At 40.5% G+C, this 19716-nt stretch carries 18 protein-coding genes; all 18 read left to right on the top strand.

Annotation, left to right across the window (positions count from 1 at the left end; genetic code table 11):
- Positions 1 to 89 precede the first annotated feature (89 nt).
- Positions 90 to 842 (top strand): CpsB/CapC family capsule biosynthesis tyrosine phosphatase, encoded by a 753-nt coding sequence (locus tag INF30_RS09425; RefSeq protein ID WP_226395005.1) that lies wholly within the window; start codon positions 90 to 92, stop codon positions 840 to 842.
- Positions 814 to 1587, top strand: a complete 774-nt coding sequence (locus tag INF30_RS09420) for a YveK family protein (protein ID WP_226395004.1) — start codon at positions 814 to 816, stop codon at positions 1585 to 1587. Before INF30_RS09425 ends, INF30_RS09420 begins: the two co-directional genes overlap by 29 nt.
- Before the next feature lie 13 nt (positions 1588 to 1600).
- Entirely contained in the window at positions 1601 to 2287 is a 687-nt protein-coding gene (locus tag INF30_RS09415) for a polysaccharide biosynthesis tyrosine autokinase (protein ID WP_226395003.1), read from the top strand.
- 11 nt (positions 2288 to 2298) lie between these two features.
- Entirely contained in the window at positions 2299 to 3003 is a 705-nt protein-coding gene (locus INF30_RS09410) for a DUF5011 domain-containing protein (protein WP_226395002.1), read from the top strand.
- A gap of 15 nt (positions 3004 to 3018) precedes the next feature.
- Entirely contained in the window at positions 3019 to 4461 is a 1443-nt protein-coding gene (locus INF30_RS09405; RefSeq protein WP_076779549.1) for an LCP family protein, read from the top strand.
- 254 nt (positions 4462 to 4715) lie between these two features.
- Positions 4716 to 6605, top strand: a complete 1890-nt coding sequence (locus tag INF30_RS09400; RefSeq protein WP_226395001.1) for a nucleoside-diphosphate sugar epimerase/dehydratase — start codon at positions 4716 to 4718, stop codon at positions 6603 to 6605.
- Positions 6606 to 7046: 441 nt separating this feature from the next.
- Positions 7047 to 7553 (top strand): antiterminator LoaP, encoded by a 507-nt coding sequence (loaP, locus tag INF30_RS09395; protein WP_226395000.1) that lies wholly within the window; start codon positions 7047 to 7049, stop codon positions 7551 to 7553.
- Positions 7554 to 7635: 82 nt separating this feature from the next.
- On the top strand, positions 7636 to 8892 hold the full coding sequence (locus INF30_RS09390; RefSeq protein WP_226394999.1) for a DegT/DnrJ/EryC1/StrS family aminotransferase: 1257 nt from the start codon (positions 7636 to 7638) through the stop codon (positions 8890 to 8892).
- A gap of 13 nt (positions 8893 to 8905) precedes the next feature.
- A complete protein-coding gene (locus tag INF30_RS09385) occupies positions 8906 to 9679 on the top strand; it encodes a sugar transferase (RefSeq protein WP_264176894.1) in 774 nt (257 codons plus the stop codon).
- Between the two features lie 55 nt (positions 9680 to 9734).
- Positions 9735 to 10532 (top strand): glycosyltransferase, encoded by a 798-nt coding sequence (locus tag INF30_RS09380; protein ID WP_264176893.1) that lies wholly within the window; start codon positions 9735 to 9737, stop codon positions 10530 to 10532.
- A gap of 21 nt (positions 10533 to 10553) precedes the next feature.
- A complete protein-coding gene (locus INF30_RS09375) occupies positions 10554 to 11639 on the top strand; it encodes a glycosyltransferase (RefSeq protein ID WP_226394997.1) in 1086 nt (361 codons plus the stop codon).
- Between the two features lies 1 nt (position 11640).
- Positions 11641 to 12783: a glycosyltransferase gene (locus INF30_RS09370; RefSeq protein ID WP_226394996.1), complete on the top strand. Its 1143-nt coding sequence runs from the start codon at positions 11641 to 11643 to the stop codon at positions 12781 to 12783.
- Positions 12784 to 12788: 5 nt separating this feature from the next.
- The gene (locus INF30_RS09365) at positions 12789 to 13985 is read left to right on the top strand and encodes an O-antigen ligase family protein (protein ID WP_226394995.1); all 1197 of its coding nucleotides are present in this window, start codon (positions 12789 to 12791) and stop codon (positions 13983 to 13985) included.
- A gap of 44 nt (positions 13986 to 14029) precedes the next feature.
- Complete coding sequence (locus tag INF30_RS09360; RefSeq protein WP_226394994.1) at positions 14030 to 15094, top strand: glycosyltransferase family 2 protein; 1065 nt, start codon at positions 14030 to 14032, stop codon at positions 15092 to 15094.
- Entirely contained in the window at positions 15063 to 16130 is a 1068-nt protein-coding gene (locus INF30_RS09355; protein ID WP_226394993.1) for a polysaccharide pyruvyl transferase family protein, read from the top strand. Before INF30_RS09360 ends, INF30_RS09355 begins: the two co-directional genes overlap by 32 nt.
- Before the next feature lie 617 nt (positions 16131 to 16747).
- A complete protein-coding gene (locus INF30_RS14645; protein WP_264176898.1) occupies positions 16748 to 17260 on the top strand; it encodes an MATE family efflux transporter in 513 nt (170 codons plus the stop codon).
- On the top strand, positions 17253 to 18227 hold the full coding sequence (locus INF30_RS09350) for an oligosaccharide flippase family protein (RefSeq protein WP_264176892.1): 975 nt from the start codon (positions 17253 to 17255) through the stop codon (positions 18225 to 18227). Before INF30_RS14645 ends, INF30_RS09350 begins: the two co-directional genes overlap by 8 nt.
- Positions 18228 to 18514: 287 nt before the next feature.
- Positions 18515 to 19435, top strand: coding sequence for an ATP-grasp fold amidoligase family protein (locus INF30_RS09345; RefSeq protein ID WP_311136017.1), 921 nt, complete (start codon positions 18515 to 18517; stop codon positions 19433 to 19435).
- Positions 19436 to 19716: the final 281 nt, after the last annotated feature.

Below are 19716 nucleotides of genomic sequence, written 5' to 3'. Positions count from 1 at the left end.
TTTCCCACAAAAAGTGGTATGATAATCTATTGAATGTGGATCAATTTCAGCGTATAATGAAATCCACACATGAGCAGAGGAGGCTGCGGATGGACAGATACATTGATATGCATTGTCATATCCTTCCGGGAGTCGATGACGGCGCTCAGAGCATGGAGGAGACGCGGCAGATGCTGATGACGGCATACCAGGAGGGAGTGCGGTATATCATCGCGACTCCCCACCACCATCCCCGCAGGGGGAGGGCAACGCCGCAGCAGCTGCGCGAGCAGCTGAAAAAAGTGCGTGAGGAAGCCGCGAAGATCAGCGATCGCCTGAAGGTCTTTCTTGGGACAGAGATCTATTTTGGGCAGGACATTCCCGAAAAACTGCAAGAGAATAGTGTACTTACAATGAATCGGACGAGATATGTGCTAGTGGAGTTTTCCCCGTCCGATCCTTTTGAGTATATACACCGGGGAATACAGCGTATCCAGATGAAGGGATACATCGTGATCCTTGCCCATGCGGAGCGCTATGAGTGCCTGAGAGAAGATTTTGACAACGTGGAATATCTGGACGAGATGGGCGTGCTGATCCAGGTCAATGCAGGAAGTATTACAGGAAGCGGCGGACGAAAACTCAAGAAGTTTGTAAAAGCCCTTCTGGAGAGCGAGATGGTCTTCTGTGTGGGGACCGACGCCCATGACAATGAGAAGAGGGCGCCTCATATGAAAAAGGCGGCTGAGTACGTGAAGAAAAAATATGGCGAAGATTATGCGAGGAGGATTTTCTTCAGCAACGCGGCAGAGATGCTGAGGAAAAAGAAGAGGAATGAATCAAGAGAAAGTAACAAGTCGTGATTTTGAAAATGAAGAAATTACTATTGACCTGACAGAGCTTTTCATGGCTCTGTGGAGCAAGATCCATCTGATCATCCTGGCGGGCATCCTGATGGCCTTCGTGGCCTTTGCCGGGACAAAGCTGCTGATCACCCCCATGTACACATCCACGACGAGCATGTATGTGCTCACAAGGACAGGGGACAGCAGCGGCGTAACGTATAACGATCTGCAGACAGGTACACAGCTGACCCAGGATTACATGGAGCTGGTAAAGAGCCGACCGGTCCTGGAGCAGGTGATCGCCGTGCTGAATCTGGACATGACGACGGCAGAGCTGAGCGAATCCATTGCAACGGAGAATGCGGCCAACACCCGTATCCTGACAGTGAGTGTGGAGAATGAGGACCCGAAGATGGCAAAAGAGATCGCCGATGCGCTGCGTGAGTCCGTCAGCATCAAGATCACAGAGATCATGGAGGCGGACGCGGTGAATACGATTGAGGAGGCCAACCTTCCTACAGCGCCTTCCTCTCCCAATGTGATGCGCAACATTGCCATCGGCGCCCTGCTGGGTATCCTGATCGCCGCAGGCATCATTATCCTGATCTTTATCCTGGACGATACCATCAAGACACCGGACGATGTGGAGCATTATCTCGGACTGAATGTACTGACATCCATTCCTATTGAGGAAGGGGCAAAGAAAACCAAAAAAGTGAAAGGTCTGTCTTCTAAAAAGCTGCAGAAGCAGATGAAGCGCTAGGAGGATGTAGAAGATGCAGGAAATTGTATTAAAAAATATCACAAAAGATTACCGGAGCAACGAGGCGTACAAAACGCTCCGGACCAACATTGAGTTCTCCGGCGCTGACAACAAGGTGATCGTGCTGACCAGCTGCACGCCGGATGAAGGAAAGAGTACCGTATCCCTCAATCTGTCTATCTCCCTCGCGGAGAGCGGGAAGAGAGTTCTCTTTATTGACGCGGACCTGAGAAAGTCCGTCCTGACAGGACGCCACAGAGTGGCGGAGGAAGTCAAGGGACTGAGCCATTTCCTCTCCGGACAGGCTGAGGTGGATGAAGTGATGTACAAGACCCAGGAGGAAGGGCTGATCGTCATGTTTGCAGGCGTGGTGCCGCCCAATCCCTCTGAGCTCCTGGGACAGAAAAAGTTTGAGGCGCTGATCTCCAGCGCAAGGAAGGTGTACGACTACATCATCATCGATGCGCCTCCGCTGGGAAGCGTGATCGATGCCGCTGTCATCGCAAGAGTGTGCGATGCGTCTGTTCTCGTTACAGCGGCCAATGCAGTCAGCTATAAATTTGCCAGAACTGTGAAAGAGCAGCTGGAGAAGACAGGATGTCCGATCCTGGGCGTTGTTCTGAACAAAGTAAATATGAAGCAGAACAAATACTATGGAAAATATTACGGAAAATACTACGGGAACTACGGGGAAAAATAGAGGATAAAAGGATGAAGAAACTACACGCAGCGGGAGCGGTCCTTTTACTGGGCTGCATAGTCCTTGGAATTATATCTGTTGTCTTATATATGGGGCAGGATCACACGGCCCCCGAGATCACCATAGAAGAGGCTGACATCACCTACACGGAGGGGGAGGCCTACACCGCCCTGATGGAGGGAGTCACCGCGGAGGATGACCAGGACGGGGATCTGACGGATCAGGTTTTCGTGGACAAAGTGATCCCCACCGGGGATGACACAGCCATGGTCTATTACGGGGCCATCGACAGCGCGAAAAATGTAGCCACAAAGGGAAGAAAGATCCATTACATCCCGGCAGCAGACGAGACGTCTGCCGAGGAGACAGCCGAAACTGTCCAGCAGACAGAAGAACAGCAGGACGCTGAGGCTCAGGAGCAGACAGGGGAAGAGCAGGCCAGCCAGACCCCGGAACTGACACCAAATGGCGAAAGACCTGTACTGGCTCTGAACACGACAGCGGCTACCGTGGCGGTGGGGACTGGTTTTGACCCCATGAGCGTGATCCAGGGTATGGTGGACGACAAGGACAGCGTGGACGTCCTCTCCCAGAAGATCATGGTAGACGGTACATATGACACAGCGGTGCCGGGTAATTACAGCCTGAGTTTCTATGTGATGGACAGTGACGGCAACACATCAGATCCCATTGCGTTTACCCTTACCGTACAGTAAAAGGAGATAGATAAAATGGTACAGCACAGCCACTCCCATGGAGGAGGAAAAAAGCAAAAACACCTGGCAGGAAAGCTGATCGCACTTGTGCAGCTGATCTTATCCGTCGCATTTATCATCGTGGCGTGGAACAGCGGCATGGTGCCTGTGAAATATCTGATCGCAGTCATCGTAGTTCTTTTCCTGCTGTTTGCCCTGACCTTTGGTCTGCAGTATGTGAAAAACAAGATCTTTATTCTGGGGATCGTGCTGAGTGTATTGATCAGTATCTGCCTGGCAGTGGGCGTGGTCTATCTGTCCAAGGCGAACAGGCTTCTGGAAGACGTGGGAGGCGCGACCTACAAGACCGACAACATGATCGTGGTGGTAAAAAAAGACGATCTTGCGCAGAATCTTCTGGATGCAGGCAATTACCGCTTCGGCACACAGACAGCTGTGGACCAGGAAAATACCCGGCTTATGAAGGAAGACATTGAGAGCGCGGTGGGCAGGGAGCTGCTCGTGGTAGAGTACCCCAGCATCCAGGAGGAGGCCCAGGCTCTTCTCGATGGAACCATTGACGCGGCGATCTACAATGAAGCCTTTGCAGGCATTATCGAAGATTCCATAGAGGGATATTCCGATCAGGTAAGGATCCTTTACCAGTACGGAATTGACACACCTATTGAGCAGGAAGAGACAAATGTGGAGGAGCCCTTCAACGTATACATCAGCGGTATCGATGTATCTGGACCCATCACCACAAACAGCCGGAGTGATGTGAACATCATCATGACCGTGAATCCGAACACCAAGAAGATCCTTCTGACTACAACGCCCCGTGATTACTACGTGACGCTTCCGGGTGTGTCCGGAGAGTCCAGGGACAAACTGACCCATGCGGGCATCTACGGCGTGGATGTGTCCATGAGTACGCTGGAAAATCTCTACGGTATTGACATCACCTACTATGCAAGGGTGAACTTCACATCCCTTGTCACCATTGTGGACGCCCTGGGCGGTGTGGATGTCAATTCAGAATATGCCTTTGAGGCCGGCGGCTATCAGTTCCAGCAGGGGATCAATACGCTGAACGGCGACCAGGCTCTGGCTTTCTCAAGAGAGCGCTACAGCTTCACAGAGGGAGACAACCAGCGAGGCAGGAATCAGGAGGCTGTACTGACAGCGATCCTGCAGAAAGCCATGTCGCCTGCCATCCTGACAAATGCAAACCAGATCATTGCCAGTGTCAGCGACAGCGTGGAGACAAACATGACCCAGGAGGATATGGCGAAGTTCATCAACATGCAGCTCTCTGACGGAGCAAGCTGGAGCATCGAGTCCCAGGCAGCCACAGGAACCGGCGACAACCAGGCCTGCTTCTCATCCGGCAGCCAGCTACTCTACGTCATGTGGCCGGACGACGCAGTCGTTGCATCTCTGAGCAGCAAGATGCAGCAGATCTTAAGCGGACAGTAGACCGGCAGCAGGACGCAGTGTAAAATAGAGGTTAAAACTGTCAAAACCAAGGGGAAGCCCTTGATTTTTGACGGGATAAATCGTATTATATATAAATGACGGCAGAAATAGGGGGAGGGGGCAAACATAATGAGTGTCGATCCTATGATGGCGATCATAGCCGCAGCCCTGGCGGCAGCAGCCGGAATCGGGCTTTTTGTCAAGCGCAGGCTTGCAGAAAAAGATAAAATATAGATACCAAAGGAAATGAGAATATGAAAAAGTATTTTTCGGAACATTTATGGATGCAGAGGGCGATCGTACTGGCGTTTATAGATGTGTTATCTATATTGCTTTCTTATCTGCTTGCTCTGCTTTTGAGATTTGACCTGATCTTCTCGGCTGTGCCAAGAGAATATATAGAAGGTTATATCTGGTCTATGCCCTACTGGGTTATTGTGACCGTTGTTGTATTTTATGCATTCCGTCTGTATCACAGTATATGGAGGTTTGCCGGATTTGAAGAGCTGAAGACCCTGATCCAGGCGTACATCGTTCTTCTGATCCTCTATGTGGCAGGTATGTTTTTCATGCGGCTGCACATGCCCAGATCCTACTTCTTTATGGGGTATGTCCTCAGTATCGTACTGACAGGGGGGAGCAGAATAGCCTACAGGCTGCTTTCCTCATGGACGAAGAAAAATAACAAAGAGAAGGCCGAGGAACCGGCGGACAGAGTCATGGTCATCGGCGGCGGACAGGCCGGCCTTGCTGTCATCAAGGAGATGATAAGCAGCAACCATCTGAATACTAAGGTCTGCTGCGTCATCGACGACAACCCCAACAAAAAGGGAAGAGTGCTGGAGGGCGTTCCCATTGTGGGAAACCGCAACGATATTGTGGAGAAAGTCAAAGAATACAAGATCACCCGGATCGTGTATGCCATTCCGGCCACCACAGGCGCCAACCGGAAAGCTATCCTGAACATCTGCAAGGACACAGGATGCAAGATGCAGACCGTACCCGGTGTCTACCAGCTGCTGAACGAGGAAGTCAGCGTGACGAAGCTCAGAGATGTGGAGATTACGGACCTCTTAGGAAGAGCCCAGGTCAAGGTCAACAACTGTGAGATCATGAAGGTGCTCAAAGACAAAGTGGTCATGGTGACCGGCGGAGGCGGCTCCATCGGAAGCGAGCTGTGCCGGCAGATCGCCTCAGCCCAGCCAAAGACATTGATCATCTTTGACATCTATGAAAACAATGCTTACGAGATCCAGCAGGAGCTGAGACGGAAGTATCACGATCTGCATCTGGTCACCCTGATCGGATCTGTGAGAAATACAAAGAGAGTCAATTCGGTCATTGAAAAGTACAGACCGGAAATCATTTTCCACGCAGCGGCGCACAAGCACGTGCCCCTCATGGAGGAAAGCCCCAACGAGGCGATCAAGAACAATGTGGAAGGAACGTATAAAGTGGCCAAGGCTGCCGCGAAATACGGCGTACATAAATTCGTACTGATCTCCACAGACAAGGCGGTGAATCCCACCAATATCATGGGTGCATCCAAGCGTCTCTGCGAGATGGTGGTACAGATGATGGACCGCCGGTCAGATACAGACTTTGTGGCTGTGCGCTTCGGAAATGTACTGGGAAGCAACGGTAGCGTGATCCCGCTCTTCAAAAAGCAGATCGCAGAGGGCGGCCCTGTCACTGTGACAGACAAGCGCATCATCCGCTACTTCATGACCATACCGGAGGCAGTATCCCTGATACTGCAGGCCGCCTACTATGCACACGGCGGCGAGATTTTTATCCTGGATATGGGTGAGCCGGTCAAGATCGACGACCTGGCAAGAAACCTGATCCGCCTCTCCGGCTATGTCCCGGATGAGGATATCAAGATCGAATACACAGGCCTTCGTCCCGGTGAGAAGCTCTACGAGGAGCTGCTCATGGACGAGGAAGGCATGACAGAGACAGAGAACAAGCTGATCTTCATCGGAAAACCCATCGAGATGGACGACGAGGACTTCAAGAAAAAACTGGATCTTCTGGATCAGGCCAGCCGTATGGAGTCTGACCGGATCAAGGAGCTGGTGGCCCAGATCGTCCCCACCTACCAGTACAAAAAAACGGAAGGCCAGCAGCAGAAAAACAGCTGACAAACAGTTAAGATTTATATATAATGTCATAGGGACAGAACAGACACTTGTCCCAAACAGGAAGACAAAACTTCAAGGCTTCAAATCGTCGCTTTGCCGCGTTTGGAGCCAAAAAGGGTCATAAGGGTATGCTTTGCTTTTGAGCATGCATAGTCACCTCATACCATACTTGAGAGAAGGAAAAGGCAGAGGTGATGTGCGCGGTCAAAATGGCGAAGCATACCCTTTTTGCGTTGTGCGGAGGGATTGCCCCTTACACAACGCGAAGAGGGATGACCCAGGGATGCGCAGCATGCAGAAATGAAGGTGCTGCATACGCAGCCTGCACGCGCGCAGGAGTTCCGCAAGCGGAACTCCATCTTTATGCATGGTCTGTAAGACTATGTATGATAAGGATCCCAGGCACAAAATCTTACACAGGCAAAGCAGAAAGGACTGCCCATGTGGTATGTAGTCCAGGTCCGAACAGGGACCGAGGAGGACATCCAGAAGCAATGCGAAAAACTGATCTCAAAGGAGACGCTGGAGCGAAGCTTCATCCCCTACTGCGAGCAGATGAAACGGTATCACGGGAAATGGCACAAGGAGACAAAGATCCTTTTCCCAGGCTACATCTTCCTTGTCAGCCCGGACAAGGAAAAGCTGTTCTTCCAGCTCAAGAAAGTCATGGGGCTGACCAAGCTGATCGGCACCGGCGACGAAGTGGTGCCTCTCACAGAAGAGGAGGTCCACTTCCTCCTGGAGTTTGGAAAAGATGAGCAGATCGTGGAGATGTCAGAGGGCATCATTGAGAACGAACAGGTCATCATCACAAGAGGTCCTCTCAAAGGCCATGAGGGGCTGATCAAAAAGATAGACCGCCACAAGCGGAAGGCCTACCTGGAGATGGAGATGTTTGGCAGGAAGCTGGAGACCCAGGTGGGGCTGGAGGTTGTGGTGAAGAGATAGGGAATATGGAGAATGAAAATGAGAGTCCGGAGGGGCTCTTATTTTTGTGGGGAAAATTAAAGGGAAACAAGGGAAAGAGACAATGAATAAAATAGTTCCATTTCAAAACAAAGTGTGGCTTTCCAGCCCGACCATGCATGGCCCTGAGCTGGAATACGTGAAAGAAGCCTACGAGACGAACTGGATGTCTACCGTGGGAAAGAACATTAATGAGGTAGAAAGACTGGCCTGTGAGAAAGTGGGCTGCAGATATGCAGTGGCCCTCTCGGCAGGAACAGCTGCCCTGCATATGGCAGTAAAGCTGGCGGGAGTCAAACCCGGGGAGAAAGTATTCTGCTCAGATATGACGTTTGACGCCACTGTCAATCCGGTGGTCTACGAGGGGGGAGTTCCCGTATTTATCGATACAGAATATGACACCTGGAACATGGATCCGACAGCACTTGAGAAAGCCTTTGAGCTGTATCCCGAGGTAAAAGTGGTAGTCATGGCACATCTCTACGGCACTCCCGGAAAAATCGAAGAGCTGCAGGCAGTCTGCGACAGGCACGGAGCGATCATCATCGAGGACGCTGCAGAATCTCTGGGAGCAACCTATAAGGGCGTGCAGACAGGTACCTTTGGGGCATACAATTGCATTTCCTTCAACGGAAATAAGATCATCACCGGTTCTTCCGGCGGCATGCTGCTGACAGATGATGAAGAAGCGGCCAATAAAGTGCGGAAATGGTCTACCCAGTCCAGAGAGAACGCACCCTGGTACCAGCACGAGGAGCTGGGATACAACTACCGCATGAGCAACGTGATCGCCGGGGTTGTCAGAGGACAGTTCCCCTACCTGGAAGAGCACATTGCACAGAAAAAGGCTATTTATGAGAGGTACAGGGAAGGCTTTAAAGACCTGCCAGTGACTATGAACCCGTATGATGCCAAGAACAGCGAGCCCAACTTCTGGCTCTCCTGTATGCTCATTGAACCGGAGGCTATGTGCCGCCAGGAGAGGGGAGAACAGGAAGCTTTGTATATTACAGAACCTGGAAAATCCTGTCCCACAGAGATCCTGGAGACACTGGCATCCTACAACGCAGAGGGGCGGCCCATCTGGAAGCCCATGCATATGCAGCCCATCTACCGAATGAATGCCTTTGTGACAAGAGAAGGAAACGGAAGAGCCAAGACTAATGCATACATAAGAGGCGGAGCGCTTGGAAAGGACGGAAAGCCGCTGGATGTGGGGATGGATATCTTCCAGAGAGGGCTTTGTCTGCCAAGTGATAATAAGATGACGGTGGAAGAGCAGGAGCAGGTCATTGAGATTGTGAAGGGATGTTTTTTGTAGTAGGAGAAAATTAATGCAGCAGGAGCATGTTGATAATAATATTATAGATATTCGCTTGGAGAGAACAGGTGGAATTTATGAATCGTACATTAAACGATTAGTAGATATCATCTGTGCTCTTTTAGCAATTGTCTTGTTCGGGTGGCTTTATATTATTGTAGCAGTATTGGTTAGATTAAAACTTGGATCCCCCGTGTTATTTAAGCAACCTCGTCCTGGGGAATTTGATTTAAAAACAGGGAGAGAGAGAATTTTTTATATGTATAAATTTCGTTCTATGTCTGATGAACGGGATGAGGCAGGGAAACTCTTGCCAGATAGGGAACGGCTTGGAAAATTTGGAAAAGCTCTTAGAGCAAGTTCATTGGATGAGTTACCAGAAGTTTTTAACATTTTAAAAGGAGATATGAGTATAATTGGTCCAAGACCTCAACTTGTTCGGGATATGGTATTTATGACCAAAGAACAGAGAATGCGTCATACTGTAAAACCAGGCTTAAGTGGGCTCGCGCAGGTTAATGGACGTAATGGTATTGATTGGGAAGATAAATTAGAGTGGGATTTAAAATATATTCAGGATGTTACATTTTTTGGAGATATAGGGATTATATTTCAAACTATTATGAAAGCTTTTGTAAAACAGGAGGGTATTACGACAGGCGATATGGCTACCTCTGAAGATTTAGGGGATTATTTATTAAGTAAAGGAAAAATAAGTCAAGAAGAATATGATAGAAAACAGAAAGAGGCGGATGAATTGCTAAATGAGAGAACACGATATAAATGATACATAGTATTTATTTGTAGTGCGGGGTGAAAAAATGGAGTCATACAGTGTATTGATGGCATTATACATAAAAGAAAAGCCGGAATATCTAAATTTGGCTATTAAAAGTATGGTGGAACAAACATTAAAACCAGATGAGATTGTCATAGTAAAAGATGGAGAAATAACAGTAGAGTTACAGGCAATTCTTGACTATTATACTGAAGAATATCCTAAACTTTTTAATATAGTTGGATATGAAAGAAATATGGGCCTTGGATTCGCGCTAAATTATGGATTGAAACATTGTAAAAATGATTTAGTTGCCCGTATGGATACCGATGATATATCAAAGCCGAATCGTTGTATGAAACAAGTTAAGGCATTTGAAAGGTTCCCTGATTGTGCGATTATTGGATCAGCAGTAGAAGAATTTTATGGAAATACTGATAATATAACAGGATGCAGAGCGGTTCCATCTGATTACATAGAAATCTATCAGTTTGCCAAAAGAAGAAGTGCATTTAATCATCCAAGTGTTATGTATAGAAAAAGTAAAGTGCTAGAATTTGGCGGTTACAGTACTCTAAGAAGAAATCAAGATGTAGATCTGTTTGGAAGGATGCTTTATGGGGGGTGTAAGGCTACTAATTTTAAAGAATCTTTGTTATGGTTTCGTTCAGATGAAAATTTAGCTAAAAGAAGAAAGAGTTGGGAAAACACATGGAGCTACATAGAGACTATTCGAAGATTTTGGCGAATAGGATATTCTAGTTTTTTTGATTTTGTTATTGTGGCTGGAGCACAGACATTAATGTATTTGATGCCAATTAATGTGCAGAATTTGATATACAGGATATTTTTGAGAAAATGAATGGATTAAAGGTGACAAACTATGATTAAGATACTACAAGTTGTAGGGAAAATGCATAGGGCAGGAATGGAAACACTTATTATGAATATATATCGAAACATTGATCGAAACAAAATTCAATTTGATTTTTGCGTACATTCCAATGAACCAGGGGCATATGATGATGAAATTGGAAAACTTGGTGGGAAAATATATCATTTACCAAGTGCAAGAGTTTCTAATTTGTTCAAACTACAAAAAGCAACAGATACTTTTTTTTCGAAACATAATAACTATAGAGCAGTTCATGTACATTATTCTTGTGTCGGGTATTATTATTTTAAATCTGCGAAGAAAGTAGGTATTAATAACCTGATTTATCATGCACATAATTCCGCTCGAGAATCAGGAGCAAGGGCAAAACTTAGATACTTGATGGAACAACAATCAGCAAAAAAAGCAAATATAAGGTTTGCATGTTCAGATTTAGCAGCTAAGTATAATTTCGGAAACAAAGATTATATAATGCTAAATAATGGCATAAATACAAGAAAATATCGTTTTTCGAATGAGGTACGGTTAGAAGTTCGTAAAAAGTTGGGAATAGTGAATAGAAAGGTTTGCATTCATATTGGGAGATTTGATATACAGAAGAATCATGCGTTTTTAATAGAGGCATTTGATAAGGCATTTCAAAAAAATAATCAGTTGGAGCTGTTATTATTAGGAAATGGAGTGTTAAAAGAACATATACAGAAAAGAGTTTCACTGCTTTCGAGTGCAGAGCACATTCATTTTCTAGGGAACTTGGATAATGTTGCGGATATGTTATCGGCAGCAGATTTATTTTTATTACCATCTCTTTATGAAGGTCTTCCTCTAACACTTGTTGAAGCTCAAACTTCTGGAATTAAGTGTTTAGTAAGTGATGTAATCACAAAAGAAGCCATAGTTGTTCCAGAATTAGTGATTCAATATTCTCTAATATCATCTGATACTTGGGCGGAAAAAATTTTAGAACTTATGGATTATGAAAGACAAGATACATCAGACATTGTAAAACAAGCGGGATTTGATTCAAATGAGATAGCAAAATATATGGAATGCTTTTATCAGGAGTTAAGGTAGGATGAATATTATTTTTTATCTTGGAAGTATGAATAATGGTGGTGCTGAAAGGGTAGTGGCAAATTTATGCAATCGTCTATGTGATAATAATAGATTAATGATTTTGACATCTGTTAGAAAGCCTAGCGTTTATTATTTAGATGAAAGGATAGTAATAAAGTCGTTGGATCGTCTGGAGGAATTATCTTCTAAAATAATAACAAAGAATATTGAGAGGTTAAAGCGATTAATTTTGGAAGTTCGGGAGTTTAATGCCGATATATTGATTTCATTTCTTTCAGAACCATGTTTCAGAAGTTTACTTGTCAAAAGAAAAATTGGAATCCCTGTTATTATATGTCAAAGGAATGATCCCAAAGAAGAATATAAGAGTTTTGTGTATCGTAGTCTTATGAAATGGCTGTATCCCAAGGCAGAAGGAGCAGTATTCCAAACAGAGGAGCAAAAAAAATTTTTCCCTATAAAACTCCAAAAAAAATCCATTGTCATAGCAAATCCAGTAGCAGATGAATATATTTGCGATGATTATAGATATCCTTTAAGTCGTAAAATTATTGCGGTTGGAAGGTTAGATGCCCAAAAAAATTTCAAATTGTTAATAAAAGCATTTCAAGAATTTTCAAAAGAGTATCCGGACTATACACTTCAAATATATGGGGAAGGACCAGAAAGAGAAGTATTAGAGAAATTGATAACTGCATGCGATCTAACGAATAGAGTATTTTTATGCGGAAGAGTTAAAGATATTAAAAAAAAATTATTGGAAGCAGAATTTTTTGTGATTTCTTCAGATTATGAAGGGATGCCTAATGCATTAATAGAAGCGATGGCATTAGGGATTCCAGTAATTTCAACAGATTGTCCATGTGGAGGGCCCGCAGAGCTGATATCAAATGAAAATATGGGGATATTGACTCCGGTTAAAAACGTAAAAGCTTTGTCTAGAGCTATGGAATGTTATGCTTCAAATCATGGATTAGCAGTGCGGTATGGAAGTAATGCAAAGAAAATTTTAACAAAAGTATCACCGGATAGTGTAACAAAGCGTTGGATTTTATATATTAAAGAAGTATATGATAAGGAAAAAGGTATAGATAATCTGAAAAAGAATAAGCGTGGCATAGCTATAGGTAAAAAGAGGTAACGAAGGTGAAGTTTTGTATCGGAAAAATAAAATTTTCTATTAACAATATTCTTATGATACTTCTATTTTTTGGTAGTATCTGCATGGTCTATATAAATAATATTCTTTATAAAGTAATGATAGTCATATATATTTTATTCTTTTTGTTTTACGTAATACAAAGAATAGAGAAAATAAGCATTGCAACCTATGGACGTTGGTACAGTGCTTTTTTTATTTGGACGGCATTATCATCTTTTTGGGTTTATGAAAAAATTAATATAGAAATGTTGATTGTTATCGCAATGGCTACAATAGCTACAATATCTTTACCCCATTATATCACGAGCTATAAGGACATTATTGTAATTGCTAAAATAATATTGATATCAACAATTATATTAGCTGCTTATATAGTGAGTGTAATAGGGTTGGAGAATATTTCTTTAGAGAGATTAAACATTGATGTGATTAACTCTAATCGATTTGGAATATATTTAGCGTATGCATCAGGATTTTGTTTATATTTGGCAGATAAAGAAGATAAAAGATTTCTTTTACCTTTGATTCCGTTTTTTCTATTAATTATTATTTCAGGGTCAAAGTCAGGGATTCTGTTGTTTATAATAATTATAGGTATATATTATGTGGTCAATCAAAAAATCAGTTTTATAACAATAATAAAGTCTTTAATAATTATTTCTATTACATTATTTGTGATAATGTGGATCTTGAAAAATGTTAGTTGGGCATATGAAATACTAGGGGAGAGGTTATTTGATTTCTTCAATGTTCTGTTTAATAGTGCAACTTCTGTAACAGGGCGAAGTACAACAATGAGAGAAGATATGATCGAAATAGGTTGGAATTATTTTAAGAAAAATCCTTTGTGGGGATATGGATTGGATAATTTTAAGTATATTTATGGGAGTTTAAGAGGAGAAATCACCTATGCTCATAATACATATATAGAAGTCTTAGTAGATACGGGAATAATAGGGTTTATTTTATATTTTTATCCGAGGGTGTATGTGGGAATAAAGTTAATGAGGAGAAAAGACTTATTTAAAGAAAAAGAGATTGTTTTGGCACTTGCATTATTAGGTGGAATGTTTTTTGCGGATGCTGTGTCAGTTAGTATAAACATGATATATGAACAGTGCTTGATGACATTGATATACTGTGTTATATGTGGAAAAATATATGCAAAATATAAGTGCTAGCATGACGATTACTTTATATACTGTTTGGAATGAGGAGAGAGAAAATGGATCCATTTTTTAGTGTTATAATTCCTGTTTATAATGCAGAAAAATATTTGGATGAGAGTATAGGCTCTGTATTAAAACAAACTTTTAAAAATTACGAAGTGATTTTGGTAAACGATGGATCTAATGATAAAAGTGCTGATATATGTGATAAATATGGGAAAGAATATCCCCAAATTATCACTGTGTTGCACAAAGAAAATCAAGGTCAGATTTCAGCTCGCTTTGAAGGACTAAAAATTGCTAAAGGGAAATATATTTCTTATTTGGATGCAGATGACTATTTGCGAGTGGATGCTTTAGAACAAGTGTATAAGACGATTGAAACAAAATCACCAGAAATAATAATTTTTCAGTGGCAACGAGTGAAGATGAATGGAGAACTTATACCTGAAAAAGCTAATAATTTATTCAAAGATGGGGAAATATGCAAAGCAGATTTATTTAAAAAGATGTTAGACACATCGTTACTAAATACGATGTGTCTAAAAATATGTAAAAGTGATTTGTTTGATGTCAATGCAGATTATAAGCAATTCTACGATGTAAGACATGGAGAGGATCTTCTTCAAAGTTTGGATTTAGTGTCTAAAGCAGAAAAAATATATTATTTAGAGAAACAACTTTATTTTTATAGATTTAATCCGGACAGCATTACCAATAAAAATAATAAAATGAAATATACGGCGTTAAACAGAGTTTTTCCGGTGCTATATAAGTATATAGGAATAATGGGAGGGAACATAGAAGATAATATTTTATTATTTTTTAAAGGAGGATTAGTGAGTTTGTGGGAAAGTCTTTTTGCCCTATTTAGGGGGAGGGAGACTAGAGCAGAATGGCAGGAAGGATTAGGTGTGATATATTCATATGATGTAGTAAAAAAAAGTAAAAGTTATTTGTGTCAAATAAAAATACCTAAGTATATGAAAATAGGATTAAAATTATTTTATTTAAAATATTGGAAATTACTAACATGCTATTTAGCAGCCATAGAGTTTATAAAATTTGGAATTAGAAGGACGGGTTTATATGATATATATCAGAGCGTATTTAAAAAATAATCTTGGAGATGATCTTTTTGTGCGTTCATTAGTGAGAAGGTATCCCGATGAAAAATTTTATTTATGTGGTGCTCCTAAATTTTTAAAGGCGTTTAGAAAAGAAAAAAATGTTATTAGAATAAATACTATTATGTACAACTGGTTAAGAATTTGTAGGAAATTAACCAAACAAAATGGTAACATTATTAACCATTTGGCTGAGAGAAAAGCAAGAGCAGTTGTACATATTGGAGGTTCAATTTTTATAGAAACTGACAATTGGCGAATGGATAGAAAGAGTATTGAGAACGACAATATCTTTATAATTGGAGCAAATTATGGACCAAGCTACACTACCGAATTTGATAATGCGATTAGTCAAGAACTTATGTGTGCCAAAGATTGTTGTTTCAGAGATACAGTATCATATTTACACTTTAAAAATATCAAATCAGTAAGATATGCCCCAGATGTTTTGTTTGGCTACAAAGATTTTTTAAACTGTAACAAGACAAATGGGATTGGGATTAGTGTAATTAATTTGGAAAGTAGAAAGAATTTGAGTCATTGGAAAAATGAATATGAAAGCGTCATTAAAAATGTATGTGTTTTGTGTCAGATTAGAAATATACCTGTAACGCTATTTAGTTTTTGCGAAGCCGAAAAAGATCAGATAGCAATTGATAGAATATTAGAAAAGATTGATTCGAAAAAGGGAATAAGAGTAATACGTTACACAGGAGATGTTGATTGCTTCCTGAACAAATTTGCGGAATGCAAATATATAATTGCAACCCGTTTTCATGCAATGGTATTGGGATGGGTTATGGGGAAAAAAGTTATTCCGATAATTTATAGCATTAAGCAGATGAATATTTTAGAAGATTTGAAATATCAAAATTATGTTTGGAATTTATTGGAGGGAGAAAAAGCAATAGCAGATGATTTATTAAAAGCATTTAAAAGTATAACAAATTTGCCTATGATTGAGAAAGTAAAATCAGACGCAGAGTTGCAGTTTAAAGTATTGGATAAATTTATTAAAAAAAGCATATAGGATACTAATTAATATATGGCAGTATATTTATGAAGTGTATATTTCTAAGGAAGACTGGAAAAGAAGTAGCTGATGTGATTAGAAGGTATTTCGAAAAAAGAGAATTGATAGGTTGAAAGGGAAACTAAATGTTTGTGGCTTAAAAGTATATATTGGAAACAATGTCGAACTAATCTGACCTGAGAGAATATCTATTAATACTAAGGTACATATTCAACAAAATTGCCCATTTTGGGGGGAGTATTACGATTGGCAAGGGAACAGTTTTTGTACATGATGTTCAAATCTATTCGCAAAATCATTATTTTGATTTTGATGGAGATAAAGTTTTTGCCTTATTGATGAAAGATTTGATAATAAAAAAGTTGTGATAGATAAGTATTCCTGGGAGTGAAGGGGTATCAATTTCGCTAAGTGTATATATAGGTGATGGTGTGGTAATCCGTGAGGGTTCGGTCGTGATAGTCGATGTCTCTGAGTGTGCTGGGTAGGAGGGAATTCTGCTTCTATTATCAAATATAGATATTTATAAAAAATCAAACCAAGAAGATATATTGCGCAAAAGAAATATAGGAGAGCGCATATGGATATTGTGAGGAGAGAATACTGTGTCAGTAATGAAAAAGCGATATGAAAATTTGGGGGCCTTGGCCTTGATGATATGTATCACATGCATTGCACAGGTAGTAACACTGATGAAATCGTCTGTTGTTGCCGGAATATTTGGAACAGAAATAGAAATGGATGCGTATAATTTTGCTAATAGTATAACTTCCTTTCTGTTTGGTTTTATTTCTTCTAGTATTACGACTATTGTGATTCCGTGCTATGTGCATAAAAAAGACAGGAACAATGTAGATACTTTTATCACGGTATTGTATGGTTGTATGTTGACGATTACGGTTTTTATTATATTATTCCGTTATCCATTAATTGAAATATTTAGTGGTAGAGAGGCAGAATTTGTTAACATAGCATGCTACATATTAGTTGTTTTATTGTTTGCAAACTATTTTTTTTCTGTCTCTAATATTACGGCTGCATACTTCCAGTGTAATGGGAAGTATAATACACCTAAAATCATAAATTTATTTTTTTTCTGCAATAGTAGTAGTCGTGTTATTGATTAAAAAAAACATATCTATAGAACAGTATGCGTTGGTAATTGCTTTTGGATTGTGCGGTAATTTTCTGATTGATGCTTTATTTGCCATAAAAGATGGATGGAGATATAAACCTTGTTTTCAAGTCAGAAACAAGGAAGTAATTGAAATGTTTAAGCTATTCTTACCAATAGTATACAGCTCTGGTGTTTATAAATTTTCCCTAATGGTAGATTCAATTATTGCATCGCGATTAGATACGGGTAAGTTGACGGTACTAAATTATTCGAATCAAGTCGCTTACATGGTTAATACAATTTTTATAGGTAATTTATTATTATATTGTTATCCCAAAATTGTTGCCAAAATTGAAGAGAAAGGCAATCAGAAAGTCTTTTGGAACCAGGTAGGACTTTTTCATTTGATTGTCTGCATGATTATCGCAGGATTCGTTTCTGTTGGTCACGAGGGAATTACTGTATTATTTCAACACGGTAAATTTGGATCCGATGCGTCCAACGCTGTTTTTATAGGTTCACTTATCTATATTACAGGACAGCAAATAAATATTGTCAGGGATCTGATATATAGATACTTTTATGCTAAAGGAGATACTAAAACACCTGCAGGAAATAGTATATTGGTAAGCATTACTAATATATTGCTAAGTATTATATTGGTTCGTATTATTGGATTTTATGGAATTGCATTAGGAACTGTTGGGGCGTCTTTATTATCTCTGGTAGTAATAACGATTAATTTTAAGAGGAAAATAGGGCTTGAAATTTCGTTGATAAGGGTTATTGAACCGTTAGTGAAAAATATTATAGTAATGAGCATTACAGTTATCGTAATAATTTTAAGCAAGATATATTGGCCAATAGATAATAGTTTTTTGGCGATTTTGATTTATGGTTGCGAAACAGTGGCTATTTTTATATTTATTTCACTTTTATTTAACAGGGAAATTCTTAAGACATTTAAAGTACTATGAAAATAGGGAATTATGGCTGAATTAAAGTGTGGAATAGAGAAAATAAATAGGAAAACGTGGAGTCTAGTACTATAGATACCGGATAAGAATTCTTTTAGAATGACTAGAATTTCTGCTTAAAAGTGTAATGGGAGTATGAAAAATCGATAAAAGCGTTGGGCTGATATGGTTTCGAGTATTATTCTTAAGAGGAAAACTGGGGGATAGATAAAAATATGCAGTTCAGCATGGTGCCTTTTACTTTTCATAAGTGGAAATAAAGTACTATAAGGATAGGAGAATTTATAATGATTAATATAAAAAAAATCGGACATGATCCGTGGATGTTGTTCCCTTATGTAGCTACTTGTTTTAGGTGGTTTGGCTGGATGAATGATGAATGGTATTTGAAATTGATGTTTCGAGCTAAAACGGGTAAAAGGCTTAATTTAGATAATCCGCAAACATTTAACGAGAAGCTACAGTGGCTAAAACTATACGATCGAAAAGAAATATATACAGAAATGGTCGATAAATATGAGGTTAAGAAGTATGTAAAAGAGAAAATTGGGAGTAAATACATAATTCCAACATATGGGGTGTGGAATCATTTTGAGGATATCAATTTTGAAATATTGCCTGACCAATTTGTACTAAAAACAACACACGATTCCGGAGGAGTTGTTATTTGTAAAGATAAAACGAACTTTAATGTAGAAGTGGCAAAAAGAAAAATAAATAAATCACTCAGACAAAAATTTTATTTGCAAGGACGAGAGTGGCCATATAAAAATGTTAAGCCACGGATTCTTGCAGAAAAATATATGGAAGACAATACTACAAAAAAATTACATGATTATAAATTCTTTTGTTTTGATGGAGTACCCAAAGTGCTGCTAATTACGTCTGATAAAGAAAACAAAGTAGTTGAGCCCAAAAGTGATTTTTTTGATATGGATTTTCATCATATGAAATTAGTCAATGGTTATCCGAATGCTACTAGATGTCCAGAAAAACCTAAAATGTTTTATCGAATGCAAGAGCTTGCAGCAGAATTATCAAAGAATATTCCGCAGATACGAGTTGATTTTTATGAAGTAGACGGAGAAATTTATTTTGGAGAACTTACTTTTTTCCATTGGAGCGGGATGACTCCATTTAAGCCAGAGTATTGGGATAGAAAGTTTGGAGAATGGATAACACTTCCAGAAGTTTCGCCAAAAGGATAGGGAGTATTAACTAATGAAAAGACATCTGAGGATAAAGTCACAGACCATAAAGAAAAGTTAGAGACGGTCTGAAATATATAGATATTTATGAGAACTATAAAGGAAGGGAAAGTGATACAATAGAGAGTATTTAAGTGGGGATAAAAAGTCTCTTGCAGAGATGCTCTTTATAGAACTAGAATGCTGTAATGTGATTTGGAAATTATGATGTTTTCACAGACTTTTTCTGCAGTAGTTTATCAGGTAATTGTTTGTTTTTACTCAAAATTAGTTTTGAAAAA

Source organism: Claveliimonas monacensis (genome assembly GCF_014982975.1).
GTDB classification, from domain to species: domain Bacteria; phylum Bacillota; class Clostridia; order Lachnospirales; family Lachnospiraceae; genus Claveliimonas; species Claveliimonas monacensis.
The sequence above is the reverse complement of the archived record's forward strand: the minus strand, read 5'-3'. Positions and strand labels throughout refer to the sequence as shown.

Excerpts from the sequence above, each read along its gene's own strand:
- INF30_RS09400 (WP_226395001.1), top strand. The coding sequence starts at position 4,716 with ATGAAAAAGTATTTTTCGGAACATTTATGGATGCAGAGGGCGATCGTA.
- INF30_RS09390 (WP_226394999.1), top strand. The coding sequence starts at position 7,636 with ATGAATAAAATAGTTCCATTTCAAAACAAAGTGTGGCTTTCCAGCCCG.
- INF30_RS09385 (WP_264176894.1), top strand. The coding sequence starts at position 8,906 with ATGCAGCAGGAGCATGTTGATAATAATATTATAGATATTCGCTTGGAG.
- INF30_RS09425 (WP_226395005.1), top strand. The coding sequence starts at position 90 with ATGGACAGATACATTGATATGCATTGTCATATCCTTCCGGGAGTCGAT.
- loaP (WP_226395000.1), top strand. The coding sequence starts at position 7,047 with ATGTGGTATGTAGTCCAGGTCCGAACAGGGACCGAGGAGGACATCCAG.
- INF30_RS09360 (WP_226394994.1), top strand. The coding sequence starts at position 14,030 with ATGGATCCATTTTTTAGTGTTATAATTCCTGTTTATAATGCAGAAAAA.
- INF30_RS09405 (WP_076779549.1), top strand. The coding sequence starts at position 3,019 with ATGGTACAGCACAGCCACTCCCATGGAGGAGGAAAAAAGCAAAAACAC.
- INF30_RS09345 (WP_311136017.1), top strand. The coding sequence starts at position 18,515 with ATGATTAATATAAAAAAAATCGGACATGATCCGTGGATGTTGTTCCCT.
- INF30_RS14645 (WP_264176898.1), top strand. The coding sequence starts at position 16,748 with ATGAAAAAGCGATATGAAAATTTGGGGGCCTTGGCCTTGATGATATGT.
- INF30_RS09415 (WP_226395003.1), top strand. The coding sequence starts at position 1,601 with ATGCAGGAAATTGTATTAAAAAATATCACAAAAGATTACCGGAGCAAC.
- INF30_RS09355 (WP_226394993.1), top strand. The coding sequence starts at position 15,063 with ATGATATATATCAGAGCGTATTTAAAAAATAATCTTGGAGATGATCTT.
- INF30_RS09370 (WP_226394996.1), top strand. The coding sequence starts at position 11,641 with ATGAATATTATTTTTTATCTTGGAAGTATGAATAATGGTGGTGCTGAA.
- INF30_RS09380 (WP_264176893.1), top strand. The coding sequence starts at position 9,735 with ATGGCATTATACATAAAAGAAAAGCCGGAATATCTAAATTTGGCTATT.
- INF30_RS09375 (WP_226394997.1), top strand. The coding sequence starts at position 10,554 with ATGATTAAGATACTACAAGTTGTAGGGAAAATGCATAGGGCAGGAATG.
- INF30_RS09420 (WP_226395004.1), top strand. The coding sequence starts at position 814 with ATGAATCAAGAGAAAGTAACAAGTCGTGATTTTGAAAATGAAGAAATT.
- INF30_RS09410 (WP_226395002.1), top strand. The coding sequence starts at position 2,299 with ATGAAGAAACTACACGCAGCGGGAGCGGTCCTTTTACTGGGCTGCATA.